20 protein-coding genes and 1 pseudogene are annotated in these 18709 nt (G+C 63.8%); 3 read left to right on the top strand and 18 right to left on the bottom strand.

The annotated features are described in order from the left end of the window. Positions 1-8: 8 nt before the first annotated feature. Both QMC81_03860 and QMC81_03855 read right to left on the bottom strand, forming a co-directional pair. Positions 9-680 carry an SdpI family protein gene (locus QMC81_03860; protein MDI6906616.1) on the bottom strand — a complete coding sequence of 224 codons (672 nt, stop codon included), beginning with the start codon at positions 678-680 and terminating at the stop codon, positions 9-11. Then, positions 670-987: an autorepressor SdpR family transcription factor gene (locus QMC81_03855; protein MDI6906615.1), complete on the bottom strand. Its 318-nt coding sequence runs from the start codon at positions 985-987 to the stop codon at positions 670-672. The genes QMC81_03860 and QMC81_03855 overlap by 11 nt, the downstream gene beginning before the upstream one ends. Positions 988-1205: 218 nt before the next feature. Here QMC81_03855 and QMC81_03850 point away from each other — a divergent pair, with 218 nt between their 5' ends. Beyond that, entirely contained in the window at positions 1206-2453 is a 1248-nt protein-coding gene (locus tag QMC81_03850) for an MFS transporter (protein ID MDI6906614.1), read from the top strand. A 9-nt stretch (positions 2454-2462) separates the two neighbouring features. On the opposite strand, the gene QMC81_03845 is transcribed toward QMC81_03850, so the two are convergent. The 9 genes from QMC81_03845 to QMC81_03805 form a co-directional block, all read right to left on the bottom strand. Beyond that, positions 2463-2621, bottom strand: coding sequence for a small, acid-soluble spore protein, alpha/beta type (locus QMC81_03845; protein MDI6906613.1), 159 nt, complete (start codon positions 2619-2621; stop codon positions 2463-2465). A 56-nt stretch (positions 2622-2677) separates the two neighbouring features. Beyond that, complete coding sequence (locus QMC81_03840; GenBank protein ID MDI6906612.1) at positions 2678-3481, bottom strand: thermonuclease family protein; 804 nt, start codon at positions 3479-3481, stop codon at positions 2678-2680. A gap of 3 nt (positions 3482-3484) precedes the next feature. Beyond that, entirely contained in the window at positions 3485-4516 is a 1032-nt protein-coding gene (gene recA, locus QMC81_03835) for a recombinase RecA (GenBank protein ID MDI6906611.1), read from the bottom strand. A 160-nt stretch (positions 4517-4676) separates the two neighbouring features. Further along, the gene (locus tag QMC81_03830) at positions 4677-5939 is read right to left on the bottom strand and encodes a competence/damage-inducible protein A (protein MDI6906610.1); all 1263 of its coding nucleotides are present in this window, start codon (positions 5937-5939) and stop codon (positions 4677-4679) included. A 168-nt stretch (positions 5940-6107) separates the two neighbouring features. Then, positions 6108-7583, bottom strand: a complete 1476-nt coding sequence (locus QMC81_03825) for an AAA family ATPase (GenBank protein MDI6906609.1) — start codon at positions 7581-7583, stop codon at positions 6108-6110. Then, complete coding sequence (locus QMC81_03820) at positions 7567-8133, bottom strand: hypothetical protein (GenBank protein ID MDI6906608.1); 567 nt, start codon at positions 8131-8133, stop codon at positions 7567-7569. Before QMC81_03820 ends, QMC81_03825 begins: the two co-directional genes overlap by 17 nt. 84 nt (positions 8134-8217) lie before the next feature. Continuing rightward, a complete protein-coding gene (gene rimO, locus QMC81_03815) occupies positions 8218-9540 on the bottom strand; it encodes a 30S ribosomal protein S12 methylthiotransferase RimO (protein ID MDI6906607.1) in 1323 nt (440 codons plus the stop codon). Position 9541: 1 nt separating this feature from the next. Then, the gene (locus tag QMC81_03810) at positions 9542-10252 is read right to left on the bottom strand and encodes a DUF4115 domain-containing protein (GenBank protein ID MDI6906606.1); all 711 of its coding nucleotides are present in this window, start codon (positions 10250-10252) and stop codon (positions 9542-9544) included. A gap of 249 nt (positions 10253-10501) precedes the next feature. After that, positions 10502-12688 (bottom strand): DNA translocase FtsK, encoded by a 2187-nt coding sequence (locus QMC81_03805; GenBank protein MDI6906605.1) that lies wholly within the window; start codon positions 12686-12688, stop codon positions 10502-10504. A gap of 140 nt (positions 12689-12828) precedes the next feature. Here QMC81_03805 and QMC81_03800 point away from each other — a divergent pair, with 140 nt between their 5' ends. Next, on the top strand, positions 12829-13299 hold the full coding sequence (locus QMC81_03800) for a bifunctional nuclease family protein (protein ID MDI6906604.1): 471 nt from the start codon (positions 12829-12831) through the stop codon (positions 13297-13299). A 61-nt stretch (positions 13300-13360) separates the two neighbouring features. Here the strand turns inward: QMC81_03800 and QMC81_03795 are convergent, their stop codons facing one another. After that, on the bottom strand, positions 13361-14146 hold the full coding sequence (locus QMC81_03795) for an undecaprenyl-diphosphate phosphatase (GenBank protein MDI6906603.1): 786 nt from the start codon (positions 14144-14146) through the stop codon (positions 13361-13363). 141 nt (positions 14147-14287) lie between these two features. Here QMC81_03795 and QMC81_03790 point away from each other — a divergent pair, with 141 nt between their 5' ends. Further along, a complete protein-coding gene (locus QMC81_03790; protein ID MDI6906602.1) occupies positions 14288-14602 on the top strand; it encodes a hypothetical protein in 315 nt (104 codons plus the stop codon). 277 nt (positions 14603-14879) lie between these two features. Here QMC81_03790 and QMC81_03785 read toward each other — a convergent pair whose 3' ends face one another. The 6 genes and pseudogenes from QMC81_03785 to QMC81_03760 form a co-directional block, all read right to left on the bottom strand. After that, entirely contained in the window at positions 14880-15362 is a 483-nt protein-coding gene (locus QMC81_03785) for a rhodanese-like domain-containing protein (GenBank protein ID MDI6906601.1), read from the bottom strand. Positions 15363-15382: 20 nt separating this feature from the next. Beyond that, the gene (locus tag QMC81_03780) at positions 15383-16009 is read right to left on the bottom strand and encodes a YeeE/YedE thiosulfate transporter family protein (protein ID MDI6906600.1); all 627 of its coding nucleotides are present in this window, start codon (positions 16007-16009) and stop codon (positions 15383-15385) included. Position 16010: 1 nt separating this feature from the next. Continuing rightward, the gene (locus QMC81_03775) at positions 16011-16538 is read right to left on the bottom strand and encodes a YeeE/YedE thiosulfate transporter family protein (protein MDI6906599.1); all 528 of its coding nucleotides are present in this window, start codon (positions 16536-16538) and stop codon (positions 16011-16013) included. 184 nt (positions 16539-16722) lie between these two features. Beyond that, positions 16723-16971: a YlzJ-like family protein gene (locus QMC81_03770; GenBank protein MDI6906598.1), complete on the bottom strand. Its 249-nt coding sequence runs from the start codon at positions 16969-16971 to the stop codon at positions 16723-16725. 98 nt (positions 16972-17069) lie between these two features. Beyond that, positions 17070-17657 (bottom strand): annotated as a pseudogene (locus tag QMC81_03765) (ATP-dependent Clp protease proteolytic subunit). 256 nt (positions 17658-17913) lie between these two features. Then, a partial coding sequence (locus tag QMC81_03760) for an AarF/UbiB family protein (protein MDI6906597.1) occupies positions 17914-18709 on the bottom strand: 796 nt, incomplete at its 5' end.

Raw genomic sequence — 18709 nt, 5'->3', positions numbered from 1 at the left:
CCCGGCACCTAACCCCGTACCCGCCGGAAGGCCAGGAAGGAATAAAGGGTGCTCCCCGCGGCCGCTCCTACAATCGCCCCCAGGGCGATTATCCCATTGGCCGGCGCCCGCAGGAAGGCCGCGGCCGCCATTGCCAGCCCGGCGAGGACGAACAGCACACCCGCGAAGCGGTGGGTCCGCCGCCAGACACCCTCGTCGGCCAGCGTCCATGGTGTCCGGATGCCGAAGAAGTAGTTGTACCGCGCCTGGGGCAGGTAATTGCCGATGACGACGAAAAGGCCCCCGATCACCAGCTGCACGGCCCGCGGAACCAGGTTCGCCGGCCCGCCGAGGCCGGCGCTGAGGATCAATGCCTGGAGCACCCCGAGGACAAGCACCAGCCCAATGCGCATCGCCCGGTATGCGGCGGGGAAGCGGGCGTAATTCTCGCGTTTCGGGTCGATATAGGGCACAAAGAGCATGCCCAGGTAACATACCGCGGCCAGGATGGGCAGCGCGAAGGCGCCCCAGAAGCGTGAGAGGTAGCGGTCAACCTCGCCTTGAAGGTTCCAGTGCGCCGGCACCGATTCCGGGAGGCGGGGGTACAGCACCGCGCCCGCAATGAAGAGGGCCAGCAGAGTCACCAGCGCCGGCCAATCTCCCTTGACCATGCGCGCCTCGACACGATACTCATTGCTCAATGCTTTGCCCCTCCCTCCGTTCATTGCGGTTCTTGCGCGTCACCGATTGGACCATTGCGAACAGCCAGCCCGAGAGGTCCTGGAAAACGGTGGTGTTCAGGCTGTAAATGATGTGCTGTCCACGACGCTCATCCAGGATGAGCCCGGCATCCTTGAGCACGTTCAGGTGGTGGGAAATCGTCGGGCGGGACAGGGGGAAAGCGTCGGCGATTTCGCCGGCCGCCAAGTCGCCGCGAGCGGCGAGCAGGCGTAAGATCTCCCGCCGGGTCTCATCGCTGAGGGCCTTAAAAAGGGCGTTCAGTCCCACTCCGCCAACCTACCTCTCGTGATATTTCGATCCCTATCGAAATATCGTGACTATGTTACCTTCGTCTCCGGGCTCCTGTCAACCCCTATTTTTCTTCCTTTCTAACTCCCCTGACAGCCGGGTGGCCAGTCTCCAGGAACGGAAGCCTCCCTGCAACTTGTGCTGCGCTGTTCGTGTTTAATCTTGACGCACCCCATAATGCGTCCTAAGATGAGTCCATGACCAATCCAATCATCTGGCTTCTGGCCTTCGGGCACCTGGTGGTCGATATGGGGCAGGGCGCGGTGCCGGTCCTGTTGCCGCTCTTGAAGGATACCTTTCATCTCTCCTACGCGGCCGTGGCCCTGGTCACCCTGGTGACCAACGTCAGCTCGTCGGTCATCCAGCCGTTCTTCGGCGTTCTGAGCGACCGGGTCGGCACGCGCTGGCTCCTCCCGGTAGGCTGTCTGCTTACGACCGCGGGGCTGGCCGTGACCGCCTTCGCTCCGTCATTCGCCATCGTCCTCCTGGCCATCTTCGCCAGCGGTCTGGGCATCGCCGCTTACCATCCCGAGGGTTCCCGGGTCACGTTTTTCGCCACCCGCGCCGGACGCGCGTCTTCCATGGCCGTCTTCGCCATCGGGGGCAACCTCGGTTTCGCCCTCGGGCCGTTAGCCACCACTGTGCTGGTCGGCGCCTGGGGACACCTTGGAGTGACCGGCCTGTTGCTTCCGGGCCTGGCCGGCGCCCTGCTCCTCTGGTCGCTCATGCCCGCCATCAACCGGGCCACCGCCGAAAAGGAGGCCGTCGCACGGCGCGGCGCGCGGGTGCACGGTGTCGCCCGGGGGCAGCAGACCGACTGGGGAGCCCTCACCCTTCTGACCGGCGTGGTCACCGCCCGCTCTTTCATCCATGCCGGCATGATCGCCTTTATTCCGCTCTACTTTGTGAGCCATCTCGGCCGCTCACCGCTGTACGCCAGCCATCTCCTGACCCTCTTCCTGCTTGCCGGGGTGGCCGGCACGTTGACCGGCGGGCCGCTGGCGGACCGTTGGGGCCGCCGCAGGCTGCTGCTCCTGTCCTTCGGCGCCTCGATCCCGTTCCTGGTATTTTTCCCGTACGCGGACGGCATCTGGCGTGCCGTCGCCGTCTTCGGCGCCGGCTTTGCCATTATCGCCACCTTCTCGGTGACCGTCGTCTTCGCCCAGGAACTGGCGCCCAACAATGTCGGCCTGGCCTCCGGGATTATGATGGGCTTTGCCGTCGGCATGGGCGGGGTCGGCGTGGTTCTCCTGGGGGCCATCGCCGACCGGTGGGGTGTGCCCGCGACTCTGAACGTGCTCGGTGTCCTGCCCGTTCTGGCCCTTTTTCTGACCCTGGCCCTGCCACGCTTACACCCCGCCGAGGGGGGCGGCAGGGGTGCAAAATGTCTTTCAGCCCGGGACAAAAATGAGAGAGCGCCCCTGCCGGAGGAGCGCTCCCGGTAAGCGGAGAGTTTAAGTCATGGCGCGTTCGGCCAGTTCGACCGCCTTTTGGACAAACCGGCCGCAATCCCTTGAGCTCAGGTTCCCGTAGTAGTTGCCCTGGATCAGGTGCGCGACGCCCATCTCGCGGGCAAACTCGTACTTGGTCCGGTCACTCAATAGTTTGGCCATTATTAAACCCTCCTTGCGCCTATTTTCCCGCCGCAGGGTTCAGTTATGAGCGAAAATTATGGACGACAATCGCGGCAGGCGGAGTAGCCCGCATCGAGGGCCGCGTCGCGCGTCGCAAACCGCATCCCGTTCTCCGGCTTTATCTGTCGCGCCCAGCGGCAGTCCGGCCGGTGGAACTTCTTGCTGCGCATGTTGCCGAGGTAATACCGCTCGATCTTTACCGGAACGCTCCAGAGCCCGCGCTTCGCTTCCCGGGCCTCCTTTTGCAGCCGCACGAAGAAGTCGGCGTAACGCACGTTGGGGGGCACGGTGAGGACCTGGGCATAGCCTCCGGCGAGCAGCCGGGCGTTGAACATCTTCGTTCTCACACCGGCTTCGTCCCGGCTCTCCGGAACAGACAGCCAAACATAGGCCAGAAGCCGGCCGTAGCGATCGCGCGCCTCGACATCGGTTTCCAGCCAGACCCGGCGGCCGTTCAGGCTGTTTTCGGTAAAAGCGGCCGCCTCCGGCCCATAGGGTTGCGGGTCCCCGGAGGTCTCGGGGGTGTCGACGCCGATAAGGCGCACCTTCTCGCGCCGGCCGTTTTCAAGCACCACCCCGAGAGTATCGCCGTCGAGGGTATCGGTCACGCGCGCCGCCGGGAGACCGCCCGAGGGTTGCGGATCCCGGTCTTCCTGGGCAACCGGCGCAGAGCTTTCTGAAGCGGGAGATCCCTTCTCCCCCGGCGCCGGGGCCGGGTCGCGGGCGCCGCAACCGGCCAGCAGAGCCACAAGGAGGACCAGTACCGCCAATACCATCGCCGGGCGCGGCTTGCCCTTTGAGCCGGGCCCCGCCACGAGACGCCTTGAGATACGGAACATTGCTTAAGCTTGGTCACCCTCGCCGCGGACCACGGGAACTTTCGCCTCACCCGATGCCAGGAGCTGGCGTACCTGGCTCTCTATCTCCTTTACGATCTCCGGATGCTCCTGCAGGTATTCCCGCGCGTTTTCCCGCCCCTGGCCGAGCCGCTCCGAGCCGAACGAGTACCATGCGCCGCTCTTCTGGACGACCTTCAGGTCCAACGCTACGTCCATCAGGGAACCGATCTTGGAGATCCCCTGGCCGTAAAGGATATCAAACTCCGCCGTCTTGAACGGCGGGGCGACCTTGTTCTTCACCACCTTGATCCGAATCCGGCTGCCGATGATCTCGTTCCCTTGCTTGATGACCTCCGCGCGCCGTACGTCCAGGCGGATGGAGGCATAAAACTTCAGGGCCCGCCCGCCGGTGGTGGTTTCCGGGCTGCCGAACATGACGCCGACCTTCTCGCGGATCTGGTTGATAAAGATGGCCGTTGTACGTGACTTGGAGATCGCCCCCGTCAACTTGCGCAGGGCCTGGGACATCAAACGCGCCTGCAGGCCGACGTGAGCGTCCCCCATATCCCCCTCCAGCTCGGCCTTGGGAACCAGGGCGGCCACGCTGTCCACCACGACGACGTCAACCGCCCCGCTTCGCACCAGGGCCTCGGCGATGTCCAGGGCCTGCTCCCCGGTGTCCGGCTGGGCGACAAGCAGGTTGTCGATATCCACCCCGAGCCGCGCCGCGTAGACCGGGTCCAGGGCGTGCTCGGCGTCGATGAAGGCGGCCTGGCCACCGGCCTTCTGCGCCTCCGCGACGACGTGCAGGGCCACCGTCGTCTTCCCCGAGGACTCCGGCCCGAAGATCTCGATCACCCGGCCGCGCGGCACCCCCCCGACCCCCAAGGCCACGTCGACCCCGAGGATGCCGGTGGGGATAACCTCCACCGAAAACCGTGCCGCGGCCTCGCCGAGACGCATAATCGCCCCTTTGCCAAACTGCCGTTCGATCCCCGCCAGGGCCAGTTCCAACGCCTTCTCCCTTTCCGACAACCTGATCCTCCCCCTCTTGCGTTCTAAACCTATTCTAAGTAAAAAAGCGGAACATGCAAACACGAAAAATGCCAGGGAACCCGTAATCATCCCTGGCACTGCGAAGTCTCCCGCAACACTTTTCCTATCCGAAGGACGGGCTGCGGTCTTCCCCGTGATCCTACACGGCCCCAGCGTTCCCCCTTGCCCGTTCCTCAAGCAAGGTGCGCAGGATTTGCAGCGAGGCGTTGACCGCACCCTGGCGCACGGCGAAACGGTCCCCGGGGAAATAGAAACGGCGGCAAACCACCTGCTCCGCCCCGCCCACGGCAATATAGACCAGCCCCACCGGCTTGTCGGCGGAGCCCCCGCCCGGCCCGGCGATCCCGGTAACGCCGACGCCGAAGTCCGCACCGGTCACGCGCCGCACCCCGTGAACCATGGCGACCGCGGTTTCCTCGCTGACCGCCCCGTAGCGCGCCAGGGTTTCCGCCGGCACACCCAGGAGATTCTCTTTCATTTCATTCGTGTAGGTGACGAGGCCGCCCAGTAAATACTCCGAACTCCCCGGGACATTGGCCAGACGGCCGGCGACAAGCCCGGCGGTGCAGGACTCGGCGGCGGCCACCGTCAAACCCTGTTCCTTAAGGAGCGCCCCGACGATCCGTTCGGGCACTTCATCGTCCACGGCGAAAACATGGTCCCCCACCAGGGATACAACCTTTTCCTTCAGCTGTGCGACCAGCCGTTCGGCTTCCGCCTGGTCGACGTGCCGCGCCGAGATCCGTACGTGGGTTTCCCCGGGTTTCGCCAGATATCCCAAACCCGGGTCGCCCTGCCCGGCAATGCCTTTCAGCAGTTCCTGCACAGCATACTCCGCAATGCCCGTAAGCTTAAGCGTGGTCGTGACCAGGACTTTGCCCCGGCCCGGTATGCCGGTCAGATAGGGCTCGACACTGGTCTTAAACATATGCCTGAGTTCGCGCGGCGGGCCGGGCAGGATGACAATGATCCGGCCCTGGTGCTCAATCAGGGCTCCCGGCGCTGTCCCTTTGTGGTTGGGAAGAATGCGCGAACCCGCCGGGAAGCAGGCCTGGCGCGCAAAAAGCGCCGGCATCGGCCGGCCCCGCTTATCAAAGAAGGCGCGCATCTCGGCCAGAGAGGCCTCGTCCATCACCATCGGCACCCCGAGCGCCTCCGCCACCACTTCTTTGGTGATATCATCGGTCGTCGGGCCCAGGCCGCCGGTGGTGATGATCAAATCCGAGCGTTCCAGCGCCTGTTTGATAACCGTATACATCCGGTCCCAGTCGTCGCCGACGGCAGTATGCAGGGTCATCTCAATCCCCATTTTGGCCAATTCCAGGCCAAGAAAATGGGCGTGCGTATTCACAACGTAACCGAGCAGCAACTCGCTGCCCGTGAAGATCGCCTCAGCCTGCATCTAAAAGTCCACACCTTCTGTCAACTCGTGCATTATTTCACTTTCAATTCTAAAACTAAACAGAGCCCTTGACAAGAGAACTTTTGTCACACGGCGAAGCGGGAAGGCGCCTTTCTTCTTCCCGGGCACGCTTCCCGCTCCCCTTACTTTTTTGGCACGTCCGGATGCTCATGCGGCCCGCTTGGGGAGAAGGGACCGGAACTCATCACCGGTCAGTTTCTCCTGGGCCAACAGCCGTTCGACGATGGCCTCGATGCACTCACGGATCCCCGTGAGATATTCGCGAACACGCTCCTCCTGCGCTTTCAGGATGCCGGACACCGCCTTGTGTTTCGCCTCCCGCGGCAGCGTCTGCACATCCACGATGCCGAGTTCCGACATACCTCCCCGGACCAACATTTCCGCCGCCTGCAAGGCCTGCTCGAAGTCGTTGGAGGCGCCGGTGCTGCGGCACCCGAGCACGATCTCCTCCGCTACGGCTCCGGCGAGCGTGACCGCGATCTGATCCTCCAGGTAGCCCTGGGTGTACAGGTAGCGGTCATCCTCCGAGGTCTGGCGCATATAGCCCAGGGCCTGGCCCCGCGGGGTTACGGTCAGGGTCGAGACCGAACCGGGCCGTACCATTTCGCTCAACAGGGCGTGGCCCGTCTCGTGCACGGCCACCCGGCGCATCTCTTCGGGCGAGGGGCGACGCTCCAACTTGCCTCCCATAATCACCTTATCCACGGCTTCATGGAAGTGACGCTGGCTGATCTCCTTCTTTCCCTCGCGCATCGCCAGGATGGCGGCCTCGTTGGCCAGGCTCTCCAGGTGCGCCCCGGAGAAACCGAAGGTCTCCTTGGCCAGGACATCCAGGTCCACGTCGGCCGCCAGCGGTTTGTTCCTCGTATGCAGGCGGATGATTTCGCGCCGCCCCTCACGGTCGGGCAGTTCCACCCGCACCTGGCGGTCGAAGCGCCCCGGACGGAGGAGCGCCGGGTCCAGCATGTCCGCCCGGTTCGTGGCGGCTACCACGAGCACCTGGACCTCCTCGTCGACCTTGATCCCGTCCATCTCGGTCAGGAGCTGGTTCAGGGTCTGATCATACTCCAGGTGACTCGTAACCTGGCCGCGTTTGCCGCCCAAAACCTCGATCTCGTCGATGAAGACCAGGGCATGCTTCTTGCCCTGTCGCATCGCCGTCTCCCGGGCGGTCTGGAAAAGCTTGCGCACCCTTTGCGCGCCGACGCCGGCGTACATTTCAATAAACTCCGAGCCGCTCGCCGAGACGAACACGGCTTCGGTATAGTTCGCCGCCGCCCGCGCCATCAAGGTCTTCCCGGTGCCGGGCGGGCCGGTAAGCAGGATACCCTTGAGCGGCCGTATACCCAGCCGCCGGATTTCCACCTGGTTCTTAATGAAATCCAGGGCTTCCTGCAACTCCTTGATCGCGTTCCCCTGGCCGCCGATATCGGCGAAAGAGACCTGGACCTGGCTTTCGGTGGAAACCCGGTGGAAGGTCTTTACCATCCCGCGCGACTGAGCCATCCAGTAAAGCCCGAAGGCCAGCGCACCCAGGAGGATCAGGGGGCCGACGTTATAGCCGTTGCCCAAGAGGAAGATCAGGGCTGCCAGCCCGAAGCCGACACTAACCTCTTTGAGCATACAATCCCCCCCCGTTCGCCCCTTGAAGATCGCTCCCGCCGGTTTGCCGCGGGATGACCTCCGCCAGGTACCCGTGTCCGTTTTCCATCTGCACGTAAACGTATTCGCTGTCCAGGTAAATGCGCGCCGTGGCGTTGGCCGCCCGCGCCCGGGCCCGGACCTCGTCGGCCATCTCCTGGAAATTGCCCTGGGCAATGGCCTGGTAGATGATGAACTGGCTGTTGTAAAAGGCCTCCCTCAGGTTGTCGTCACGCTCATCCTCAATAACTAGTTGGTATGGACGCCCGCGCATCGCCTCGTCAACCTGCCGCCTCAGTTCCCGATAGCTCTCCTGGAGGTTGTCGGTGCGCTTCAGGTGAACATTGATCACCAGTTCCGGCCCCTGCTCCTCGAGGGTGTAACCGGCCACCGCCGGGTTGGTCGCCAGGACCTGTTTTACCGGCTGATTGAAGCCGTACTTCTGGTAGACGTACTGCCCACCAAACAATAAAGCCAGGCCGAGTACGAAGGTGATCACGATCACCTTGAAATTCAGGTTGCTCCACGGCATAGGCATCGCTCCCATATCACGCAGGATACCAGCAATCATGAATTATAACACAGCGCTTCGCGGCTTTCCTTATGAAATGGCTGGTCATGGTGCGATCCTCCACCCGACCAGGTCGGTCCCCGCCAGGCGAACAACCCGCACGCGTACGAACTCGCCGGGCTCGGCCCAGGGCTCGCCCCCGAAGTACACGCGCCCGTCGATTCCGGGCGCGTCACCCTCGGTCCGCCCTCGGTGGAAAGGGCCCCGGCGCGCGTCGGTAAGCACGGTGGTGACGGTCCCTACGCGGGCGGCCGCCGCAATGCGCATGATCTTCAGCTGTGTCTCCTGCACACGGTAGAGGCGCTCCCGCTTAATATCCTCCGCTACCTGGTCCGCCATAGCTGCGGCTCGGGTTCCTTCCTCGCGCGAGTAGGCGAAGAACCCCGCCCTCTCCAGACGCATCGCTTCGAGGAAATCCAACAACTCCTCGAAGTCGGCCTCGGTTTCGCCCGGAAACCCTACCATAAATGTTGAACGCAGGGTGATGCCGGGAACGTCACGGCGCAAGGCCTCGACCAGCCGTTCCAGGCCCTGCCGGCGCGTAGCCCGGCCCATACGGGCAAGGACGGCGTCACTGGCATGTTGCATAGGGATGTCAAGATAGCGGCACACCTTCGGCTCGGTGGCCAGCGTCTCGACCAGGGCCGGGGTAATGCCGTTGGGATAACAGTAGAGCAGCCGCAACCACTGCAGTCCATCGATGCCGGCCAGGCGGCGCAAGAGCCACGCCAGGTCCCGTCCCGGGTCGAGATCACTGCCGTAGCGTGTCGTGTCCTGGGCCACCAGGATCAATTCACGCACCCCGCCGCGGGCCAGGGCGGCCGCCTCCCTCAGCAGGGCCCGGGGTTGACGGCTGCGAAACGCACCGCGCAGGCGGGGAATGACGCAATAGGCGCAGGCGTTGCTGCAACCCTCGGCGATCTTCAGAAACGCGGTGTGGGGCGGCGTGGTCACGACCCGCGGGGCATCCTCAGGCGCCAAAAACCCGGGCGATCCCACCGCGACGAGCCCTCTTTCCCCCGCCGCCACCCTGCGCACGATCTCCACGATCTCGCCGACGCTCCCCGTGCCTACCAGGGCGTCAATCTCCGGTATCTCCCGCCGTAGTTCCTTTGTATAGCGCTGCGCCAGGCAACCGGCGACAATCAGCGGGCGGCCGTCGTTACGGTAGCGGGCCATCTCCAGGATGGTCTGCACCGCTTCCTCCTGCGCGGTGGCGATAAACCCGCAGGTGTTGACTAAAATGACATCGGCCTCCTCGGGGTGCGGGGCGGTCCTGTATCCCGCACCGGTGAGGAGACCGAGCATAACCTCCGTGTCCACCCGGTTCTTGTCACAACCAAGGCTGACGGCGTAAACCCGCGGCATATCAAGCCCCCGGAAAATCACGTGTCACCACATCCCACGGCTCACCCAGGACACCCAGGTCCTCCCCGTTCAGGGTCGCCCGAACCGCCCCGGCGTTGCCGACGCGGAGGGAGATAGAATCTTTGCCGGTAAAGGTCAGGGACTTGCCGGGCTGCACCGTACCTTCAAAGGAGACCTGGCCGTCGACGATCACCCGCATCCAGCTGGGACTCCCGTCAACCCTGAGCACCAGGTCCAGGCCCTCCCTTACGGGAGGTTCCACGGGGGCGACATCCTCGGGCGGCCTTTGCTCGTCGGCCGCCGGGGGTGACCCGGGCAGATTCGGTTCCCCGCGGTCAACGGAGCCAAAGCGGTAGAGAGCGTTAAATCCCACCAGGGCGGCGATGACCAGCAGGACCACAAGGTATTTCGTGTAGGCCGGGGACCGCCGGCCGGCAGGCTCGCTTCCGGCGGGTTCCTCGTCGGTGTCCTGTCTCTCGTCCCCGGGAAACCGCTGGTTGAATTCCGCTACCAGGGACTCGCTGTCCAGCCCCAGGTACTTGGCATAGGTGCGCAGAAAGGCCTTGGCATACACCCGTCCCGGGAGCACGGAAAACTCCTCCGATTCCAGAGCCTTGATGTACTTCCTCTGGATCTTGGTGGCGTCTTCCACCGCCTCCAGGGATAGTCCCCGAGCCTCGCGGGCCTCCCTGAGCACCTCACCGATGGCCATCAACCCACCTCCCGTTCCTCGTCCCGGTCAAGCCCGAAGCCCGCTTCAACCGAAGCCACCCCGAAAGCGCCCCGGATGGCGCGGCGCAGGACAATGGCTGGTATATCCTTTGCACACCGGATTGGAGATATGTACCTTGGTCCCCGGCCAAGACATATTAAGGACCCCGGCAAGCTCAGGCACAATATAGCACGCGCCCGGTGAGCGGTCAAGCGGCCCCGCTCCCCATCGGCGGATGAACCGCCGGGCTCAGGCTTTCTTTTTCCGCTGGGCGAAGGTGAGGTTGTACTGTTCCGGGCTCATCAGAACCGTCCGTGGCTTTGAACCCTCGAAACCCCCGACGATGCCCCGCCGTTCCATCATGTCGATAAGGCGCGCCGCACGGGAGTACCCGATATGCAGCCGGCGCTGGAGAAGGGAGATGGATGCCAAACCGCTCCGCACGACAATCTCGACGGCCTTTGGGAAAAGCTCGTCTTCTTCGAACCGTTCCTCCTCTTCCGGGGTGGCTTCAAAGATCTCCTCGTCGTAGTCCGGCATAGCCTGCTTCTTCAGGAAGCCGACCAGCGCCTCCACGTCCCTGTCGGACAGGAACGCGCCCTGCACCCGGACCGGCTTTGAAGCCCCCACGGGCAAAAAGAGCATGTCGCCCTTCCCCAGCAGCTTCTCGGCTCCGCCGATGTCCAGGATGGTCCGCGAGTCGGTCTGGGATGATACGGCGAAAGAGATGCGCGAAGGGATATTGGCCTTGATCAGCCCGGTAATGACGTCGACCGACGGCCGCTGCGTGGCCACCACGAGGTGGATGCCGGCGGCACGGGCCATCTGAGCCAGACGGCAGATGGCGTCCTCGACGTCGTTAGGCGCCACCATCATAAGGTCGGCCAACTCGTCGATGACGACGACGATCAAGGGCAGGTGTGCCGGGTCGCCCTCTCGCAGGTCGTGGGTTTTAAACACGCTGTTATAACGGGTGATGTCACGTACCCCGGTCGCGGCGAAAAGCTCGTAGCGCCGCTCCATCTCCCGCACCAGCCACTTCAGAGAAACGGCAGCCTTCTTCGGATCGGTCACCACCGGCGAGATCAGGTGGGGGATACCGTTGTAAGTGGTGAGTTCAACCATCTTCGGGTCAATCATCAACAGCTTGATCTCGTCCGGCTGGCTCTTGAAGAGAACGCTGGCGATAATGGTATTCAGACAGACGCTTTTCCCCGCCCCGGTGGCCCCGGCGATGAGGAGGTGCGGCATAAGGGCCAGGTCGGCGATCACGGGCGTCCCGGCGATGTCCTTCCCCAGGGCGACGGTCAGGCGCGAGGGAGACTGGACGAACTCCTTGGATTCCAGGAGGTCGCGCAGGTGAACCATCGTTACTTCGCGGTTCGGCACCTCGATGCCCACAGCGGCCTTGCCCGGGATAGGAGCCTCGATCCTGACTCCCGGGGCGGCCATCGAAAGGGCGATGTCGTCGGACAGGCTGACAATCCGGCTCACCTTGACCCCCGCCGCCGGCTGCACCTCGTAGCGTGTGATGGCCGGACCGCGGGAGACCTGCAGGACCTTGGCCCGGACGCCGAAGCTCTCCAGGGTTTCCTCAAGAACGCGGATGTTTTCGGCGATGTCTTTCGACGGCTTCGGGGCCTTGACCCTCGGCCGCACAAGCAGGCTTAGCGGCGGCAGTTGGTAGGTGGTTACTTCGCCCAATGAGATCTGCTGGGATTGACGCCTGTCGGCCTGCGATACCCGCGTTTCCGCCCGCGTTTCCGCCGGGGCCGGCGCCTCGGGGGCGCCGGCGTCGCCATCCTGCCGCGTACCAGCGTCAATGATCACCGGGGCCGATCCGGGCTCTTCGTCCTTGACCTCCGGGCAGACGAATCGGCCCACGGCACTGCCGGCGCGCAGGGTGCCGCGCCATAGGCGCTGCCACAACCCCTTGATAGACACCATAAGCGGGAGTTCGGTGAACAACGTTATACCGACCAACCCGGCCGACACCAGGACCACCACGCTTCCGGCGTAGCCGAAGCAGCGATAGAGCACCCAGCCCAGCACGGCCCCCAGGACCCCCCCCCCGTCACCGGCGAGTCCGGTCTGCGCCACAAGGGAGAAGTCCTCGTCCTCGGGGAGAAGGGCCATCTGGACCGTCGCCAGAATCACCCCCAGGCAAAGGAGCCCGCCATACAGCCGCGGGACGAAACGGACCGGGTGACGGTCCTTGATAAGGGTAAAACCCCAGTACCCGAGAAGCAGAGGGATCAGGGCGGCGCCTTCCCCGGCGAGGGCACGGCAGGCGCGGGCCACGATGTTGCCCACCGCCCCTGCCCCGGCGTAAAGGCTCAGGAAGGCAAGCGCCGCCAGGGCTGCCAGGACAAGGCCCAGGATCTCGTACCGCACTTCGCGCTTGGGCTGGCCGTAAACGCTCACGGGGGAAATCACCTTCCGTCTTCTCCACTTCGCCAGAAATTAGCAAACTCCTTTCCCGTTGTCGTTACCCGGTTGCCCTGGTATAATGTTTCCAACCAGCTGACCCACGAAGAGGCCGCTCCGGTACTGGCGTGTTAAGGAGGCGGATGGAGATGATACCAGTTCACGTAAAGGAAATCGCCTTCGACCCCTCAATGAACCCGGTGCTCCTGCTGGCCGATGAGCCGGAGGCCAAGATCCTGCCGATCTGGATCGGTCCCTTTGAGGCGCACGCCATCGCCATGGCTCTCGAGGGGTACAAGGCCGAAAGGCCCCTGACCCACGACCTCCTGCAGGCTTGCTGCGAGAGGCTCGGCGTGCAAATTACGCGTGCCGTGATCAGCGACGTCCGGGATGAAACCTTTATCGCCGAGGTACATCTCACGGGGACCAACGTTTCCGTCGTGCTCGACGCCCGCCCAAGCGACGCGGTGGCCCTGGCTGTGCGCAACCTGGCCCCGATCTTCATCACCGATGCCGTGGCCAGTCACACCCTCCGTATCGAGGACCTCGTTGAGCAATCCCGGACCGAGGATGACATCCCTTTCAACCACCTCGGGGTCACCAAGCGCACCATACATTAGTAACATCCGTTAAAGCATAAAGGGGCGGCCGACGCAAAGACGGCCACCCCTCCTTGTTTTCTTACCCCCGCACTAAAGCCATGGCGATGACGAGCGTGCCGAGACCGAAACGGTACCAGACAAAGAGGTTAAAGTTATGCGTCGTCACCCACCGCAGCAGGAAGCCGATGGCCAGGAAACCGACGGCGGCCGAGGTGCCGACCCCGGCCAGGAAGGGAACGGTCAAATCCGCCGGGCTGATGTCCCGCAGCTGATAAAGGGCGGCGCCTAGAATAATGGGTGTCGAAAGCAGAAACGAAAACCGTGCCGCCGGCTCGCGTTCCAACCCCGCCAGCCGGGCCGCCATGATTGTCGCCCCCGACCGTGATACACCCGGAATGACGGCCAGGGCCTGGCACAGGCCGATGAACAGCGCGGTACCAAGCCGTACGTCGTGTAACTTCCGGAAGCTTGCGGCAAAGCGGTCGGAGGCCCAGAGCACGACGCCCATGATGATCAGGAGGCTCCCGACCAACAGCGGTGCCCGGAAAACAGTCGCCGCCTGTTCCTCCAGGAAGTAACCGGCCAGCGCCCCGGGAACGGTGGCCACCACCAGGTACCAAAAGAGCCGCCCCTCCCGCGTCCTGCCTCCATGCAGCCCTTCAAAGAGGAGCAAAGCCCAGTCCCGCCAGAAGAAAGCCACTACGGCCACAAGCGTTCCCAGGTGCAATGCGACGTCGAAGGCCAGCCCGGGGTCATTCCAGCCCAGCAGCCATGGCGTGAGCACAAGATGGGCCGAACTGGAAATGGGAAGGAACTCCCCAAGGCCCTGAACCACACCAAGCACTACCGCCTGTACGATCTCCAAACCGTTTTCACTCTCCCCCTACTGCACTCCCGGATATTATAGCACGACACGGTCAGGGACGGACCGCAAATCGCCGAATGAGGCAGGAATTGCCGGCCCGCCGTGGAAGGGAGACACACCGGCAGTAAGGAGGAGTGCCCCGTGCGGAAGAACACCGGTCAGACCCAATGGGATTCCTTCAACGAGCGGGAGTGTGTCCGTCTTCCCGACGGCACTTTTCTTCCCGTCACCGCCCTTACCGATGAGGAACGTGCTTATCTCGAGGCGTCCTGCGGGCGCTTCATCATCTGGGTTCCGCACGGCCGCTGTCTGGCCGTTCCCGAAGAGGTGCGGGGGATGGTCAAGCGCGGCCGCCTGCGTTTTGCCTCGCGCCGGGGCGGATTCGACGGCGACGAGCTGCTGCAGCGCCTCGAGTCCTCTTTCGGGTCCCGGGCCGCACAGCGGGGTAAGGCGTAGAATGGTTCCAGTCTGCGCACACTAAGGACGGAGGTGAGTAAACCCATGCCCATGGAAACGAATACTTTCCTATTTTCTTTGTATATGTTGCTCACGATGCTGGTTCCCCTCGCGGTTGTCGCCCTCGTGGTCTACTACGCCTCAAGGGCCGGGGCCCGTAGGGCCTTATCCGGCTTCCAATTAGGCGAAAGAAAAGATGACGAAAAACCATAACCATATCAATGCCAAGGGGCGCACCCGTTCACGAATGCGCCCCTCTCCTGTGCCTGAAGGCCCTCTACTCCCCCGCTTCCGTGGGGAGATTCGCGGCCGCCCACCCGTTGTTCATGCCTCCATTAAGCGACCGCGCATCGAAGCCCGCGATAGTGAGGGCGGCCACCGTCTGCCCCCCGGTCTGGCCCGTATAGCAATAGACGATGATCCGCTGGTTCCTGGGCAGTTCGTTCAACCTGCGCCCCACTTCCTTAAACGGAATGTTATGTGCCCCCGGAATGTGTCCCTGCACGAAGTCCTTGTGTTCCCTGATGTCCACGATGTAGAGGCCCTTTCCGCCGGCGTCCAGGGCCGCCTTCAGATCAGGGACCGGGATCTTGTATATGTCGTCGGGCATCCGCTCGTAGTACTGCACTACGGCATCGCTCACGGAGACGCCCCCCGCTGCGCCGACCCCCGTCCAATGAAAGCCGGTGGCCAGCCCGAGAAAGAGTACGATGGCCAGGCCCACCGCCAACAATGCCTTCTGCGCGTTGTTCATTGTCATCGGCACCTTTCCTTTCCCAGTTAGTCGTTCAAAACTCTCTCAGACCGTAGAGCGCTCGGGTCCAAGCACCCCCCGGGCAGCCCGGCACCATCCCTTTCAGCCGCAGCCCGCCCCGGGGTGACCCGCGCACGTTCCCAGGCGTCCATCACATAAACAGCCAGCGCCAGGGCCAGGCTGTAGCCTACGACGGCCACCAGCGGGTTGACCGGCAGGTAGTCCACCAGGCTGATCTTACCAAGGGCGAAGCCGGCCAGCCAGGGGGTGATCCATTTCTGCAGCAGGGCATACGCCAGGACGCCGACCAGCCCGCCGGCGACGACCCAGCGAGCGTCGCGCTTCCCCTCGGCCATCGCCCCGATACTGGTTCCCGGGCAATACCCGGCCAGGGCGAATCCAACACCGAAGATCAATCCCCCGAGGACATTCCCCACCGGATTCGCCGTGATCAGGTCCAGCGCCACCAGCCCGCCGGCACGCAGGGTGAAGACCCCTACGGCGGTGATGGCCACCGAAAGGAGCATAAACTTCGGAATGGTGAGGTCCCTCAGGCGCAAGGCGTTCAGGATATTGTGGTAATCCAGGGCCCCCACCCGTTGCAGGATGTAACCGAAACCGATACCAAAGACTACCGCGAGAACAGACTCCATCTTAGACCGCCCCTCCCCTGCGATAGAGCGCCACTGCCGTCGGTATCCCCGCGGCAAACACCGCCGCCGCGAAGAACACGCCGCTCAAGGCCATCTCGCTCATCCCGCCGATGATGTGGCTGGAGGTGCAGCCCCCGGCGATCCGTGCGCCGAACAGGAGCAGCATTCCCCCGAGAAAGGCGTGGGCATAGCGCAGCCCCGGCCGGTGGCCGAACCGCGAGGCCCACATCTTCGGGATATCCTCCACGGGGCCGCCGCCGCGGTGCAGAACGCGGCCGCCGAGGGCGCCCAGAAAGACTCCCAGGACCAGGAGCCATTGCCACCCGACCTGCAGTCCGGTGGTACCCCCACAGGTACCCGAGGTCCAGGCGTCGGCAGGTACGAGGCTGGGGAAGAAAAACTGCGTGAGGTAACCCGTGGTTTGCGCATAGGCTGTGGTCGTACCCAGGTGGTTACCGGAGACGAAGATGAGGATGTTCCACAGGCCGAGAACAATCCCGGCCGCTACCCAGGACCATTGGCGCGGCATTGGTTTCCCTCCATCCAAGCGTAATTACCCATACCGGTAGGGGTATTCTAGGGAAACCATATCACCCTCGCCGGGAGTCGTCAAGAGGAATCCTTCGGTGATTTGTTCCAGAAGGGGTGGCGGCCGTCCACCGGCGTAAAACAGGCGCCCTAAACGCGACGCATCCCCGCCGGAGGGATGCGTTTCACTCCTGCGCCTCCCCCGGCGGTACGGCTGTTCCTTGATTAAAGACAACGGGCGTCCCCGGGGACAGCTCGGGACGGAGAAAGTCCTGCGGATCGGTACTCATCACGCGTTCGATAAAGGCTGATCCGTCGCCGGTACGGCGTAATATTACGGGAACCCCGCCGACTACGGCGTTTTCCGCCGTCGTCGTTCCGGCCCCCTGGTCCTCCATAACGCTTCCCATGTCCAGAACGGTATAGAGAATCACTGCACCGGCCCTCCCTCCGCGGGTGCTCCCGGGGACACGGGGGACGGCGGGCCGGACGGTGTCACGGGGCGGGAAGGCGGCGCAGGCTGCCGCAGACGCTTCACCTCGATCATCTGCTTCAGCTTGTTGAGGGCCGACCCCACCGCCCCGACCTCGTCGATGAGGCCGCAGTCGACGGCGTCCTTCCCGATCAAGACCGTGCCGATGTCACGGGCCAGCTCGCCGGTGCGGAACATTAGCTCCCGGAAACGCTCTTCGGTGATCCGCGAGTGCTTGACCACGAAGCGCACCACCCGGTCCTGCATCTTCTCCAGGTACTCGAAGGTCTGTGGGACGGTAAGGATTTGGCCGGTGATGCGGATGGGATGAATGGTCATGCTGGCCGTCTCGGCGATGAAGGAGTACTGAGCGGCGACCGCGATCGGGGTGCCGATACTGTGTCCTCCGCCGAGGACGATGGAAACGGTCGGCTTGCTCATCGAGGCGATCATTTCGGCAATGGCCAGGCCGGCCTCAACGTCCCCGCCAACGGTGTTGAGCATGATCAGCACCCCCTCGACGGCCGGATTCTGCTCCAGCGCCACGAGTTGCGGCAGCACATGTTCGTACTTCGTCGTCTTGTTCTGCTGCGGAAGGACAATGTGGCCCTCCACCTGCCCGATGATCACCAGGGAGTGAATCTTGCTTGTGGTCCCTGCCGCGGCACTCACCCCCAACCCGCGCGAAGCCCTCATCCGCCGCGGGCCGGGCGCTTTATCCCCCGGACCGGGCTCGGCCTGCGGTTCCCCCGCATCCGGGTCAAATTCTTCCCCATCGGGCTCCAGCCCGGGCGGGGTGTTATCCATGTAGCTTGTGAACCCTATCCAAGGGTATCCTGTATCGGACATTATCCCCCTCCTTATCTTCAAGCCCTAGTATGTTTAGGAAGGGGCAAAACTACACTTACCGGCGCCGGAACGCAGCGAAGATCAGGAAGATGGCCAGGGCCAGGCCGGCCGCCAGGCAGGGAGCAGCCGGGTCGACGCCGAAAAGCCGGAGACGTCCGGCGCCCATGAGGGGCGCGGCCAGGATCAACGCGCCGGCCACCAGGCCCAGTGACAGGCGCCGCCCGAACCGGGAGATCTCCCCGGCCAGGCGGTCCGCCGCCGGGTTCTCAAGGCGTACCCTCAACCCCCCTCGTCCGGCCTGTTCCAGCAGGTGGTGGACCTGCTGGGGCATGTCCGCGAGGATGTCGGCGTAGACCGGCAGCTTTTCCTCAAAGGTGCGGCGGATACCCCCGGCCGTAAAGCGCTCCGAGACCAGGTGCCGGCCCAGGGGGCGGGCGATGTCGACGATACTGACCACCGGGTCGAGCATCTTGACCACGCCGTCAAGGGTTACGAGGGTCTTAATGACGAGAGTGATTTCGGCCGGCAGTGCAATGCGGTGCCGGTACGCAACCCGCAGGAGATCCTCGAACGACTCGGCCACGTTGATCTGGCCGAGGGGCACCTCGTAGTACTTCTGCTGCAAACGCTCTATGTCCCGGCGGAGAGGGGTCAAGGACCTACCCTCCGGAACGATCCCCATCCGCAAAACGGCGCGCATCACCTGCTCGGCGTCCTTCCGCACCAGGGCCAGGAGCATCCTTCCCAGGTTCTCCCTCAGTTCCCGTGAAAGGTGGCCGACGATACCGAAGTCCAGGAAAACCAGCCGCCCGTCGTCAAGCACGGCGAGGTTGCCCGGGTGGGGGTCGGCG

This window comes from Thermoanaerobacterales bacterium (genome assembly GCA_030019475.1).
Classification (GTDB): Bacteria; Bacillota; Desulfotomaculia; order Desulfotomaculales; family JASEER01; genus JASEER01.
The sequence above is the reverse complement of the archived record's forward strand: the minus strand, read 5'-3'. Positions and strand labels throughout refer to the sequence as shown.

Excerpts from the sequence above, each read along its gene's own strand:
- QMC81_03850 (MDI6906614.1), top strand. The coding sequence starts at position 1,206 with ATGACCAATCCAATCATCTGGCTTCTGGCCTTCGGGCACCTGGTGGTC.
- QMC81_03845 (MDI6906613.1), bottom strand. The coding sequence starts at position 2,621 with ATGGCCAAACTATTGAGTGACCGGACCAAGTACGAGTTTGCCCGCGAG.
- QMC81_03840 (MDI6906612.1), bottom strand. The coding sequence starts at position 3,481 with ATGTTCCGTATCTCAAGGCGTCTCGTGGCGGGGCCCGGCTCAAAGGGC.
- QMC81_03830 (MDI6906610.1), bottom strand. The coding sequence starts at position 5,939 with ATGCAGGCTGAGGCGATCTTCACGGGCAGCGAGTTGCTGCTCGGTTAC.
- QMC81_03825 (MDI6906609.1), bottom strand. The coding sequence starts at position 7,583 with ATGCTCAAAGAGGTTAGTGTCGGCTTCGGGCTGGCAGCCCTGATCTTC.
- QMC81_03820 (MDI6906608.1), bottom strand. The coding sequence starts at position 8,133 with ATGCCGTGGAGCAACCTGAATTTCAAGGTGATCGTGATCACCTTCGTA.
- rimO (MDI6906607.1), bottom strand. The coding sequence starts at position 9,540 with ATGCCGCGGGTTTACGCCGTCAGCCTTGGTTGTGACAAGAACCGGGTG.
- QMC81_03810 (MDI6906606.1), bottom strand. The coding sequence starts at position 10,252 with ATGGCCATCGGTGAGGTGCTCAGGGAGGCCCGCGAGGCTCGGGGACTA.
- QMC81_03800 (MDI6906604.1), top strand. The coding sequence starts at position 12,829 with ATGATACCAGTTCACGTAAAGGAAATCGCCTTCGACCCCTCAATGAAC.
- QMC81_03785 (MDI6906601.1), bottom strand. The coding sequence starts at position 15,362 with ATGACAATGAACAACGCGCAGAAGGCATTGTTGGCGGTGGGCCTGGCC.
- QMC81_03780 (MDI6906600.1), bottom strand. The coding sequence starts at position 16,009 with ATGGAGTCTGTTCTCGCGGTAGTCTTTGGTATCGGTTTCGGTTACATC.
- QMC81_03775 (MDI6906599.1), bottom strand. The coding sequence starts at position 16,538 with ATGCCGCGCCAATGGTCCTGGGTAGCGGCCGGGATTGTTCTCGGCCTG.